This is a genomic window from Bifidobacterium [indicum] DSM 20214 = LMG 11587 (genome assembly GCF_000706765.1).
GTDB classification, from domain to species: domain Bacteria; phylum Actinomycetota; class Actinomycetes; order Actinomycetales; family Bifidobacteriaceae; genus Bombiscardovia; species Bombiscardovia coryneformis.
The window spans coordinates 799151-811681 of record NZ_CP006018.1 but is presented as its reverse complement, the minus strand read 5'-3'; the positions used below and the strand labels follow the sequence as shown (position 1 = coordinate 811681).

At 58.4% G+C, this 12531-nt stretch carries 12 protein-coding genes and 2 pseudogenes; 7 read left to right on the top strand and 7 right to left on the bottom strand.

What is annotated here, in order from left to right; genetic code table 11:
- The first annotated feature begins 178 nt into the window (after window positions 1-178).
- From BINDI_RS03080 to BINDI_RS03055, 7 genes and pseudogenes are all read left to right on the top strand, one after another.
- Window positions 179-1609 (top strand): UTP--glucose-1-phosphate uridylyltransferase, encoded by a 1431-nt coding sequence (locus BINDI_RS03080; protein ID WP_033490025.1) that lies wholly within the window; start codon window positions 179-181, stop codon window positions 1607-1609.
- Window positions 1610-1758: 149 nt separating this feature from the next.
- A pseudogene (locus BINDI_RS07765) lies at window positions 1759-2542 on the top strand (helix-turn-helix transcriptional regulator); the annotation flags it as partial.
- A gap of 77 nt (window positions 2543-2619) precedes the next feature.
- Window positions 2620-3735: pseudogene (locus tag BINDI_RS07760) on the top strand (helix-turn-helix transcriptional regulator); the annotation flags it as partial.
- 35 nt (window positions 3736-3770) lie between these two features.
- Window positions 3771-4088: a hypothetical protein gene (locus BINDI_RS03070; RefSeq protein ID WP_033490022.1), complete on the top strand. Its 318-nt coding sequence runs from the start codon at window positions 3771-3773 to the stop codon at window positions 4086-4088.
- 64 nt (window positions 4089-4152) lie between these two features.
- Window positions 4153-6723, top strand: a complete 2571-nt coding sequence (locus tag BINDI_RS03065) for a DEAD/DEAH box helicase (protein WP_033490021.1) — start codon at window positions 4153-4155, stop codon at window positions 6721-6723.
- An 88-nt stretch (window positions 6724-6811) separates the two neighbouring features.
- Entirely contained in the window at window positions 6812-7159 is a 348-nt protein-coding gene (locus BINDI_RS03060) for an RNA polymerase-binding protein RbpA (RefSeq protein ID WP_033490019.1), read from the top strand.
- A gap of 62 nt (window positions 7160-7221) precedes the next feature.
- On the top strand, window positions 7222-7947 hold the full coding sequence (locus BINDI_RS03055) for an HAD hydrolase-like protein (protein ID WP_033490017.1): 726 nt from the start codon (window positions 7222-7224) through the stop codon (window positions 7945-7947).
- A gap of 136 nt (window positions 7948-8083) precedes the next feature.
- Here the strand turns inward: BINDI_RS03055 and BINDI_RS03050 are convergent, their stop codons facing one another.
- The 7 genes from BINDI_RS03050 to BINDI_RS03020 form a co-directional block, all read right to left on the bottom strand.
- The gene (locus BINDI_RS03050; protein WP_148301966.1) at window positions 8084-8584 is read right to left on the bottom strand and encodes a hypothetical protein; all 501 of its coding nucleotides are present in this window, start codon (window positions 8582-8584) and stop codon (window positions 8084-8086) included.
- An 89-nt stretch (window positions 8585-8673) separates the two neighbouring features.
- Entirely contained in the window at window positions 8674-9309 is a 636-nt protein-coding gene (locus tag BINDI_RS03045) for a MerR family transcriptional regulator (RefSeq protein WP_033490014.1), read from the bottom strand.
- Between the two features lie 32 nt (window positions 9310-9341).
- A complete protein-coding gene (locus BINDI_RS03040; RefSeq protein WP_033490012.1) occupies window positions 9342-9782 on the bottom strand; it encodes an FHA domain-containing protein in 441 nt (146 codons plus the stop codon).
- A gap of 6 nt (window positions 9783-9788) precedes the next feature.
- Window positions 9789-10586 (bottom strand): DUF881 domain-containing protein, encoded by a 798-nt coding sequence (locus BINDI_RS03035; protein ID WP_045921781.1) that lies wholly within the window; start codon window positions 10584-10586, stop codon window positions 9789-9791.
- 40 nt (window positions 10587-10626) lie between these two features.
- Window positions 10627-10959 carry a small basic family protein gene (locus BINDI_RS03030; protein WP_033490011.1) on the bottom strand — a complete coding sequence of 111 codons (333 nt, stop codon included), beginning with the start codon at window positions 10957-10959 and terminating at the stop codon, window positions 10627-10629.
- A 2-nt stretch (window positions 10960-10961) separates the two neighbouring features.
- Window positions 10962-11921: a DUF881 domain-containing protein gene (locus BINDI_RS03025; RefSeq protein WP_033490009.1), complete on the bottom strand. Its 960-nt coding sequence runs from the start codon at window positions 11919-11921 to the stop codon at window positions 10962-10964.
- Window positions 11914-12528 carry a CDP-alcohol phosphatidyltransferase family protein gene (locus BINDI_RS03020; protein ID WP_033490850.1) on the bottom strand — a complete coding sequence of 205 codons (615 nt, stop codon included), beginning with the start codon at window positions 12526-12528 and terminating at the stop codon, window positions 11914-11916. Before BINDI_RS03020 ends, BINDI_RS03025 begins: the two co-directional genes overlap by 8 nt.
- Window positions 12529-12531: the final 3 nt, after the last annotated feature.

The window sequence follows — 12531 nt, the reverse complement described above, 5'->3', positions numbered from 1 at the left end:
GAGCACCGAGGAGAAATATTAGCACAGCACCTCGGTCGGTCCAAGTCTTGGCGAGTCTCGCGAGCGCAGCATCCTTCCATCACGAGGTAGAAGCCCAAACTCGGTTGCTATCATGGGATGTTTAGGAGCACTCCATACGGATGTTCCCGCGGTACTGCTGTAACCCGAAAGGGGATTCATGAGCGAACAAGGGTTTGACCTCTCATCCGCAAAGATGCATGCAGAAGGCATGAGCGATCTCTCGGTCCAACAATTCAGGCACTTGTATGAGACGTGGAGCAGCGGCGACTTCGGCGGGAAGGTCCGAGAATCCCAGGTACAGCCCCTCAAGGATGTCCCTCGCATCAGCGAGATTCACGACACCATGGACATGGACATGGCCCTGGATGCCTTCTCCCGGACGGCTTTCCTCAAGCTCAACGGAGGTCTGGGGACTTCCATGGGGCTGGAAAAGGCCAAATCCCTCCTGACCATCCGGCGGCACAAGGCCCGGCGGATGAGGTTCCTGGACATCATTCTGGGGCAGGTGCTGACTGCTCGAAAACGCTTGGAAGTACCCCTCCCTCTGATTTTCATGAACTCCTTCAGGACCTCCAAGGACACCATGAGGGTGATTCACCAGGACAAGCGCTTTACGCCTGAAACCATGCCCACGGAGATTATCCAGCACATCGAACCCAAGCTCATCGCAGATACCGGCGAGCCCGTCTCCTATCCGGACCAGCCTGAGCTGGAGTGGTGCCCCCCAGGTCACGGCGACATCTTCTCGACCATATGGGAATCGGGTCTCCTCGACACTCTTGAAGCCCAAGGAATCGAGTACCTCTTCATCTCGAACTCCGACAACCTGGGTGCCAGGCCATCCAGGACCCTCGCCGGTCATTTCGCCCAATCGGGCTCACCGTTCATGATTGAAGTGGCCAGGAGGACGGAGTCCGACAGGAAAGGCGGCCATATCGTCATCGATCGTGAGACGGGCCACCTCCTCCTGCGTGAAATGACCCAGGTCGACCCCCACGACAGGGCCTCGGCCATGTCCATCCACAAGCACCCTTACTTCAACACCAACAGCATCTGGGTCCGGGTGGATGCCCTCAAGGAGAAGTTGGAAGAATACCGGGGCGTACTGCCCCTGCCCATCATCGAAAACAGAAAGTTCGTCGATCCCACCGACCCATCAACCACCCCCGTCGTACAGCTGGAGACGGCAATGGGGTCGGCCGCATCGCTTTTCGAGGGCGCCACCTGCGTTCAGGTCGACAGGATGCGATTCCTGCCCGTCAAGACCACCAATGACCTTTTCATCATGCGGTCCGACCGTTTCCACCTGACGGACTCCTACGAAATGGAGGACGGAAACTACGAATTCCCCAACGTAAATCTGGACGAGCGCTACTACAAGTACATCTCGGACTTCGATGATCGTTTCCCTTACGGGGTCCCTAGTCTGGCAGCCGCCAAGTCGGTCACCATCAAGGGGGATTGGACCTTTGGCCGGGATGTCACCCTCTACTCGGATGCTCATCTGGCAGACCGAGGAGCGTCCTCCTACATACCTAATGGACAGTATGTGGGACCCCAGGGTGTCGAGCCTGACGAATGGGTCTGATGTCAAGGCTTCGGACCATGTTCAGCCTGTCAAGAAATGGTACTGTATTTGGGTGTTTGGTACCCACGCGCCATAAAAAGAACCTATTATATTGAGAAGTGCGTTTCGGGCGCACTGGTGTTTTACACATTAACGATACGCGAGGACTGATGGCAGAAGGCACGAACGGAAGACGGCGATTCTCGGATAAGTGGGGCAAGCACGAACTTGATGTCCTAGCCGTTTTATCCTCAGCCTTCCCGCAATGGTTGACCTCCAGGCAGATTGCGCAACGGGTCAAGGCCTATGCGGATTCATACGGCGAATTGGCCGATCAGGCAGCCAAGGCCGCCTTTGCCAAGCAGTTCCAGAGGGATAGGGCCAAGCTGGCCGCCATGGGTATAGCCATCGAGTCCCGACAGCCCGAGTATTCTTCCAAGTCCGAGGGGCAGGACTTCGCCTCCTACCGCCTACAGTTGGGGGACGAACCGCGTATACGCATGCACTTTGCCCAGGAGGACATGCCGGTCCTGGCAGCGGCAAACTACCTGGCCCGGTCCATCGCCATGTCGCAAGAGGCCTGGGAGGAGCCGGTCAGGCCCGTATCGCGCACAACCCCACGAGTACCCCAGGTACCCATCCCCGGGCTGGGGCTTGACTCCATCGCGCCCGGTCTGGGAACACAGCACCTGCCCGACGATCTGGTAAGGGTCATCGATTCCCGACGTTTTGCCGCAACAGTGGATGTGGACGGCGAGAATCTGAATGTGGCATATGCGGATTCCGACGATCTGGCCATGTTCGTCCTGGAACATCCCGGTGCGTCGATCGTAAGCCCCCAGGAGGCCGTCGACGCCTTCCACCGCAGGCTGGAAGCCGCCACCCGGTTCCAGCTTGCCGACGAATCCATCAGCCCCGGGGCGGCGACCGTGGTTTCCCCGGAGATTGTACGTTCCAACCCGGCGGAGCACATCGCAACCGACATGGACGATGACGACATGGACCTGCCTCACGCAAGGCGGGCCAGCGCCTCATCCTTCCAGACGGGCTCCGAAGTTGACCGCCGCCTGAGGCTCATGCTCTTCCTCTCCGCACATCTGGGGGAGGAGTTCTCCCTGAGCGAGCTGGCGGACCGCTTCATCGGCACACCCCGCAGCAAGGAAGAGCTGCGCAAGTTCGTCAACACCATCCACAAGGACATCAACACCCTGACCACGGTCTCGGACGACGGAGAAATGGCCGGCAGCCAGTTCTTCGACATCGACTGGTCACTCCTGGATGAAAACGGCATCGTCTCTGCAACCAACTCCTTGGGTCTGGAACGCCTGGCCGGCATTTCACCCCAGTACTTGAGCATGCTCACGGCATCGCTCAACTATCTGGCCCACTCGCCCCTCCTGCCGGAGGAGTCCCGAGCCCAGGCCGAGTCCCTTTATGAGCGCCTACGTACCCATGTCGGCCCAGGGGAGACCCCCTGGCTGAGCCTGACCGGGTACGAGACCGAACCCAAGAGCTTCTCGGTGGTCCGTCGGGCCATCAAGACCGGTTCACTGCTGGACATGGAGTACACCGATGCCGCCGGCCGGACCAGAAGGAAGGTGGTGGCACCCGCTAAGATCTTCGTCGATGAGGGTGTCTACTACGCCGCCGTCTGGACCGATATCGGCGATGCCGCCAAGGGCACCTCGGCCGAGGACACTCCCTCGGATTCCGGCTCGGAATCCAAAGGTACCCACCATCTCAAGCAGGGGACTGGCAGGAACCGCCAATGGCAGGTATTGCGGATTGCCAGAATCGAACATGCTGACATCGTCCAACCCAGCCACAAGGTCGAATTCCCGGATGTGCCGGTCAGTGAATTGCGTAAGTGGAGCTTCGATAACGGTACGGCCGCGGTCTTCATCACGGATCGGCCCGACCTGATGTACATCAAGTCCCTGCCCGGCGCCTCGGTGGAGCCCTGCGGCACTGGACAGAAGGTACATCTGACGGTCTCTTCGGACTCCTGGTTCGTAGCCTTCTGCATTGCCCACGCCAAGCACATCACCGCAGTCGCCCCGGAGACCCTGCGTACAATGATATTAGCCAGGGCCCAGAGGGAGATCACCATCAGCGACTCAGCCGAAGAAAACCAGAGCGACGAGTGAAACTCGGGCTTACGAGCCCCAAAAAGGAGCCGATTATGCCGGGATGGGTTTGGATACTGCTGGTCCTGTTCATGATTGCCATGCTGGTCATCGGGGCCGTCTATGCCATAATCCATGCAATTCGGGCCGGAAAGACCGTGGGCCAGGTCGGTGAGTCCGTCGGCAGACACATGCCACAGCCGGTTGACAAGGATGCTCGCCCCCGAGAATCGACAGGCCCCTTCTTTGCCCAACCGCTGAACAAGGCTTCCGAGCGGTATTCCCAGGCACATGCCGATCTGCTCAGACGCAAGAACTACAAGCGAGACAGGCACGCATCAGCCTGGGCCCGATGGAAGCACTTCAATCGGTAGTGAAGGCACTCGAGGCCAACCATTCCGGAGCAAGGCATAGGACCGGCTCCATCATCGGAGGAAAATGTCAGATCGCCATCAGGACAGTCAGGAATCTGACCAGACGCTCAGCCCATCGCAGCGGTATGCCAGGTTCAGCAAGCGCCGTAAGCGTATAACCGGAGCCTCGGGACGCTTCCAGAACATGCAGCCTTTCGCTCTGGACGGGTTCCAGGTCGAGGCGATTGAAGCCCTGGAGGACGGCCAGAACGTCCTGGTCGCGGCTCCGACAGGGGCCGGCAAGACCATCGTGGCTGATTTTGCCGTCTTCCTGGCCCACGAGCAGAACGTCAAGACCTTTTACACCACACCCATCAAGGCTCTGAGCAACCAGAAGTACCACGACCTGGTGGCCCGGTACGGTGAAGACCATGTAGGACTGCTGACCGGCGACACCTCGATCAACTCCGAGGCAGACATCGTCGTCATGACCACCGAGGTCCTGCGCAACATGCTCTACGAGCGTTCATCCACCCTCTCGGCCCTGAGATACGTGGTTCTGGACGAGGTTCACTTCCTGGCCGACAAGTTCAGGGGGCCGGTCTGGGAGGAGGTCATCATCCACCTGCCCAGCTCCACCCGAATTGTCGGACTCTCGGCTACGGTCTCGAACGTGGAGGACTTCTCGGACTGGATTTCGTCGGTCCGAGGCAAGACCAAGCTGGTGGTCTCGGAGCGACGTCCGGTGCCTCTGGAGCAGCATGTCCTGGTTCAGGCAGACAGACACACCGAGCCTGAAATCATCGACCTGTATCGACATGATGGCTCCGGACGACAAACAAACAAAATCAACCACGGTCTCATTAACCGATTGTCGCAGCTCAAAAGGCAGGGTGAGTTCCGTAGGAGCGCGCGGGGTCAGGCCGGTAATCATCGGCATGGTCGCCATGGCCGCGGGGGAGAGGGGGCCCAGAGCCGCCGTCAGGGTGAGCGGTACCGTCCCAGCCGTGCGGCTGTTGTTGACGAGCTGGATTTCATGGATATGCTGCCGGGAATCTACTTCATCTTCTCCCGTACCGGCTGTGACCAGGCCGTTCAGCAATGCACGCGTGCAGGTCTGCAACTGACCACCGACACCGAGGCACGTAGAATTCGTCAGATTGTCGACTCCATGGCCGAAGGTCAGCTGAGCCGCGATGATTTGAAAGCTCTGGGTTTCGCTCAGTTCAGATTCGCCCTGGAGCAGGGCTTCGCCGCCCACCATGCCGGGGTGGTGACCCTCTTCCGCCAGATAGTCGAACACCTGTTCGAACTGGGATTGGTCAAGGTCGTGTTTGCAACCGAAACCCTGGCTCTGGGCATCAACATGCCCGCTCGCTGTGTGGTGGTCGAGAAGCTCGAGAAGTTCGACGGGACCGGGCACGTCGGTCTGACCCCGGGGGAGTTCACCCAGTTGACAGGGCGCGCCGGACGTCGCGGCATCGACGATATCGGTCACGTGGTGGTCGTGGATCATCGGGACTTCAGCCCCGAAACAATGGCGGCCCTATCCAGCAAGCGCGTCTACCCGCTGCACTCCAGCTTCAAACCCACCTTCAACATGGCGGTCAACCTGCTGAACAGCAGCACCTACGACAGGGCCCGCAAGACCCTGGACCATTCCTTTGCCCAGTGGGAGGCGAACAGGTCGTCCTCCGAGCTTGAAGCCAGGATACAGACCCTGACCGAAGCCCTGGATGGATATCGTGAAGCGGCTCAGTGCAGTCACGGAGACCTGATTGAGTTCATGGAAATCCGTGCCGATCTCTCCTCCGCTCAGAAGAACGAGCGCCGCCAGCTGAAGAAGCAACGTTTCAGCAATGAGCGAGAGCGTACCCAAGCCTTCAGGAGCCTGGACGAACGCATCGAGCAGCTTCGCGAAAAGGAGCGCAACCATCCCTGCAGGCAATGCCCGGACCTTCCCCGTCATATGCGGTGGGGGAATCGCTGGATCCGTGAGCACAAGGAACTTCAGAAGGCCGAGGACAGGTACGAGTCGCGCACCGGTTCGGTCTCGAGGCAATTCGACCGGATATGCACCATCCTGACCGACCTGGGATACATCCGACAGATCGATCTGGAGGATTACCAACTGACCCGGCGCGGGCAACTTCTTCGACGAATCTACAGCGAGCAGGACCTGACCCTGGCCCAGATTCTGGACAAGGGAATACTGGACGACCTGGAGCCGGAAGAGCTTGCCGCGGCCGTGTCCGGCTTGGTCTATGAATCACGTAGGGGAGTCGCGGACAGGGATGATTCAAGGCGGCAATCCGCCCCGCTGGCAGGTGCCATTGCCAGCATGAACCGAGAGTGGGAACTGGTGCGGGATGAGTGTGAAGATGCAGGTCTGGATCTTCCTGGTGAGCTGGATTTCGGCCTGGGAAGAACGGTCTACGACTGGGCCTGCGGGGATTCCCTGGCAACCATCCTCAAGGACACGGACCTCACAGCCGGGGATTTCGTCCGGAATGCCAAGCGCCTTTCGGATGTTCTGACCCAGATTGTCCAGGTTGAGCCCTTCCTGGGGTCAGGTGGCCACAGCCTGGCACTCCGGGCAAGAATGGCAGCCGACCAGGTCAATCGCGGTATCGTGGCCTATACGGGTGTGGAGTAGGGTGCCGGGCTCGAGCCTGGGGAATAAAAAGCAAGTCAAACCTGTTCTGTAGCTTGGGAGTACAGGACCTGAACGTTATGGAGGAAGTATGGCAGAGCGCAGCTTACGCGGCATGAGCATCGGTGCAAAATCACTGGAGTCTGATCAGAACGTGGATTTCGCAGCCCGCAGTGAGGTCGCCTATGTCTGCCCCAACGGCCATCGGACCATCCTGCCACTGGCCGAAGGCGCCGAGATTCCGCAGGAGTGGGAGTGCCGGTGTGGCCAGATTGCCCGTCTGGAAGGCAACGACGACGAGGAGATCGGCAAGAACGGAAAGCCGACCAGGACCCACTGGGATATGCTCCTTGAACGCCGCTCCGAGGAAGAACTTCAAACAGTCCTCGACAAGCGCCTCAAGATGCACAGAGAAGGCTGGTTCCCGGACTACGAGTAACCTGACCATCGGTTACATCATTTTTGCTCTTATGCCTATACAGAGGTAAGGGGATTCGGAACTTGAACACGACGACCACCAGGGCGAATCGAAACGTGGTGCTGCTTGACCTCGACGGCACTCTGACCGCCTCACATCCAGGCATTCTGTCCTCGGTGGTCAAGGTCTTCGAGGAACTTGACCTGCCCGTGCCCGATGAGGCCGCCTTACGCCGGTTCATCGGCCCGGCCATCTCGGTCTCCTTGAGGCGAAACCATGTACCGGAAGACCAGATTGAGCGTGGCGTACGGATTTACCGACATTACTATGCCGACATATCCGCCTTCGAAGACCCTTCGCATCCTGGTACTTTGGTACCCGGTCGTCTCTACGCCTCGGTTTTCCCTGGCATAATCGACCAATTGGATGAAATGAGGCAACTCGGGTTCACCCTGGCTGTGGCCACCTGCAAGCCCGAGTACCAGGCCATACCCGTCTGCGAGTATTTCGGACTGCGTGACCATCTCGATGCGGTCTACGGGGCCAGCGTCGATGATAGCCGCGCCACCAAGGACAAGGTCATCGCCTATGCCTTTGAGGGGCTTGGATTCTCATCTGACAGAGGTGACCGTGCACTCATGGTCGGCGACAGGTGGACCGATGCAGATGGTGCACGAGAGATGGGTCTTGACTGCCTGGGTTGCGGCTGGGGCTACGCTGAGCCCGGAGAGCTGAAAGACCATGGCGCATACAAGGTCATCGACCGAGTCGATCAACTCGCCGATACCGTTAAGAAGTACTTCGCCTGAGGGTATTCTGCAACAGAAAAGCCTCTACAGCCCACCAATACGGTGGAATGCCGGATATGCATCAATAAACCCGTAACGCCGATAATGTACGTTATGTCAGATTCGATAAGCGGTGCAGTCAGAGAACCATCAAGCCTCACTCGCCCAGAGCTGGTGGCACTGCCGGGTATGGCACATTATCGTCCTGACCAGGCAGGTGCCCTGGCTCATAGATACAGCCCGCCTTGTGCAGACAGTCGCTATCTGCCTGGACAATGTAGGTGGTCAGATTTAAGCTGCTGTCTTCCATCAGGTCGCAAAGCCGGTAAACCCTGTATGCCCGCATAGCCGTGACCCAGACAAATGGCGACACAGATACCGAGGGTGAATCAGGAATGTCGAGTGGCTTATCCGGAGCCCACTGCAAGGCAGCGCCATCTTTGAATTGCCGGTCCTCACTGATGGTTTCAATCAATGTCTGGTTGGTATAGGCAGCATCCAGAACATTCCTGTAAGCCAACTCAGTCTTTCCATAATGCCTGTTCGCATCATTTGCCAGAAACCAGGTGCCGAGTAGGCACATCCCGTAGGCAATCAGACAGATGAGCGCAACTTTCACGGCCTTTCTGGCTTTTGAATTTCCCTGTGCGCGAGTCATCCTCGTCCCCTCTTCACTCAGATCCATGGATAGAGCCCAGTGCAGAAGGAAAAGGTGCTCTCTAGGCTTTACTGCTACAGGCAGGTTGTTCAGGCCTGCTGACGTTGCCTGTGCTGGAGTTCCAAACGCTTGCGCATACGCATGGCCGTCAGCTCATCAATTGGCCTGTCGGGCACCCCGGAATGAATCTGACCGCTTTCCAGATCAACATGGTCGCACGCCTCCAGGTCCGCTTCCATGCGGCGCCAGATGGCGCCCACGGAAATGGCGAACACGGCCCTCCCGGATTTCATCAGTGAAAAGACCTGATCGGGACCGCTGCATTCGATAACCTGATCCCCATCACAGACCACGGTCACATCTTCGAGCTGGGTTATGGTTCTCCTGGACAGATAGTTCACTGTTGCCGTGGCATTGACCAGATTGACACCCGCATCCAGGAGCCGTTTCAACACGGCGAGGATGACCACGTCCTTAAATGAGTAAAGTCTCCGGGAACCGGATCCGTGCGATGATTTGATGGACGGCTCGACAATCCTCTTCCGGGCCCAATAGTCCAGCTGTCGGTATGTGATGCCGGCCACCTTGGCGGCTACCGTACCGCGATAACCGCGTGTGATTCCTTCGGCCTGCTCAGGAGTGAAGAGCTCCCCCTGGACCGGCTGATGTGCAAGGCCAACATGAGAGACCACTCCCCCATCTTCGGATTCCGTCCGATTTGCCATCGGCTTCTCCCCCTGCCCTGCAGAAACGATCACTACCTGGATGCAACCGCCGTGTTGTCAAAAAAGACAAGCCGGAACTTGCCAATCATGATCTCGTCGCCATTATGAAGATCGGCCTGTTCAACCCGTTCGCGGTTGACGTAGGTTCCGTTCAGGCTTCCCGTGTCCTGGACCTGAAAGCCATTGGGCACCTTCCTGAAAATGGCGTGGGTCCGGGAGACCGTGGAATCATCAAGGAGAATATCCGCCTTGGGATCCCTGCCCACGCTCACCTGGTCCTGATCAAGCAGGTATCGGGAACCCGACACCGCACCCCTGGTCGAAATGAGCAGGGCCGTCCCTTCGGGCAGACGGGCCATCGTCTCCAGGTCATCCTTGGTCAGAGGCCTGTCACCATTGGACGTCACCGGGATGTTCAGTGCGGGCATGCCGATGACGGTGGTCTCACCCGCAGTTGGAATAGGTTCTGTCATAGTCCTCTATTCTACAGTCTTTGCGTACTGATAATCCTGGCCGCGGCGAACCTGGTCGATTTTGACACTATCGGACTGTTCGACGCTGATTGAGGCATGGTATTGGACCTTGATCCTGGAACCGACTCCACCCGCGATCTGTATGGCGTTCTGAAGGGCATCCGGGTCCCCTATCGCCTTGATTGTATAGGGCGCCGCCATCTTTCTTCCGTCACACTGCAGACCCGACTTGGTATCCAGGAAGTAGGTACTGGTAACGACGCGCACATCGCCGAAGGAAATGACCTCGGCGCCGGCATTACGCAGCTCCTCGATCAGGTTGAACATGGTCGATGCATCAATCCTGTCCGAGGTTTCGGAAATGGTGATGGTCACTCCCCTGCCCTGAGCCGGAAGCCGCCCGGATAGGATGCCCGAGTTCTGCTCGTTCTGTTGTGCCACCCTGGCCGCCTCTTTTTGCTTATCCGCGGCCGATTTGATGGACGTCAGCTGTTGGTTGAGCTGGCTCTTGCGCTCTTCCAGCTTGTCGACCTGGGTGCTGGTCTCATCCAGGAGGCGGACAAGCTCCTCTTCGGAAAGGGTCTCATAGGACGACCGGTTGTTGTGAACCTGGACGGCATACCCGAACCCCAGTAGTGCACACATCAGGGCCACCAGGACACTGGTAATGATCCTGACCCTCGTGGCATTGGCGTTGAGCGACTTGGGTGGCTTGCGGCGAACCACAGGAAAGGCGCCGGTCTCGATGTCATCGTCGCTGGTATGCACCTGCACCTTGGTCTTCGGCGGGATGCTCACGGGCATATCGCCCGCATTGTCTTTTCTGCTGTGCCTCATATTGCGGTCATCCCTTGAAGATGAAACGACGGATGGAAGAGACGTTGGAGAAGATGCGGATGCCCAGGACCACAATCACGGCCGTGGAGAGCTGGGATCCGACACCCAGCTGATTGCCCAGGAAGACCAGGAGGGTCGCGGTGATGACGTTCGATATGAAGGAGACCACGAAGACCCTGTCGGAAAAGCTGCGCTCGAAATAGGAGCGGACAGCCCCCATCAGGGCATCCAGGGCCGCCACCACCATGATGGGGAGGTAGGGTTGCAGTCCGATGGGTATGTCGGGTTGCAGGAAGATACCCGCTACAACCCCTAGGACCAGTCCGAGAATTGCCGCCATAATCACTGACTCCTTTTGGCATAGGAAAGGTTGGGAAGCCCGACTGCATTCATGGTGATGTCGTTCTCCTTGGAGATGTTGACCGTGATATTGGCCTTCTTGAAGCCGCTGAGCCTTCCCTGCAGGTCCTCACGGTCGAGGATGCTCTCCAGACTGGACTGATCGCCGATGGCCTCGATCTGGTATGGGGCCTGGATGGAGGTCGTCCCCACAAGAATCGTCTGCCCGGCCGTCCTGACTGAGGTCTGCGTACCGATTCGGTTCCCGTTGATGGCTATGGCTTCGGCCCCGGCGGACCAGAGCTTGGTCAGGAACCACTGGAGGTCCTGATCGGTCACCGTTTTGATCTGGTCGTTCTTTTCGGGAGAATCCTTGGAAGAAATGGGGTTGGCCAGGTTCAGGACAATACCGTCCCCCTTGACGCGGGAGGACCCGTTGGCTACGTCATCATTTGCCTGGGTCCTACCGACGGCAGAAGCACCGGCCTCGGAAGAAAGACCGTCGATCTGTCCCCTGAGTGACGATATATCATCGGAGAGCCCGTCGGAACGCTTGTTTACCACCTCTACCTGGGTGATCAGTTTCTCGCGGACCTTCTGACGAGGATCCTTATGCAGCACCTGAACGATACCTGTGCCGGCCAAACCCACCACGAGACAGATGACGAAGACGAGAACCCTGTTGAACCAGATGCTGAAGGTCGAACGACCCTCCCGAGGCAGAAGCCGGGCATCTTCGAACATGGGGTCCATGGGCCGGTTGGTCAGATCATCAATCAGTCTCAGGGACTCGTCGGCCATGCGCCTGCGTCGAGTCGCCGCCACCGCAACCGTCTCCGTCGGAAGGTCCACATACCTTGTTCCCAGATTGGCCGTCGAATGCGAAAAGACCGCCCTCCGGTGGATCAAGGCCCGGTCGGGCGGTACTGGGAAGGAGTCCGGAGTCAGCCTGGGCTCAGTCATGGGTACTGTCCGCCCTAAGGAGGCCTATTCCCTGATAGGCATATATCAACCCGGCAAGCCAGTAAAGCGCCACGCCCCAAATGACGGCGCCCAGAGCCACCAGGTGGAAGACACGGAAGAACATGTTGTGGCCCACATCGGCAAAAATCAGCGCGGGTATGGCCAGCATCAGGACCGCCGTGCCGGTCTTCCCGGCGAAGTGAACAGGAAGGGGGCCGTAATCATGCTGGGCCAGGACCAGTGTCAGAATACCCAGGAGAACATCTCTGACACCCACCAGGACCATAAGCCACCAGGGCAGGATATTGGCCATGCTCAGAGCCAGAATCGAGCAAAGAATAAGCAACCGGTCGGCCACCGGGTCAAGAATCTGCCCCAACTTGCTCACCTGGTTGAAGCGTCGGGCAATGATGCCGTCCACCCCATCCGACAAGGCGGATATAAGCAGAACCACCAGCGAGATAATCAGGTGGCGATTGGCTACCAGATAGGCGATGAGGGGTATGGAACAGATGCGAAGCAGGCTGATGACATTCGGCACGGTGAGAATCACCGACCTGGGTTCGGGACTGTACCTGCTGCGTGAGATTCGATCGATCAGAGCCATCAT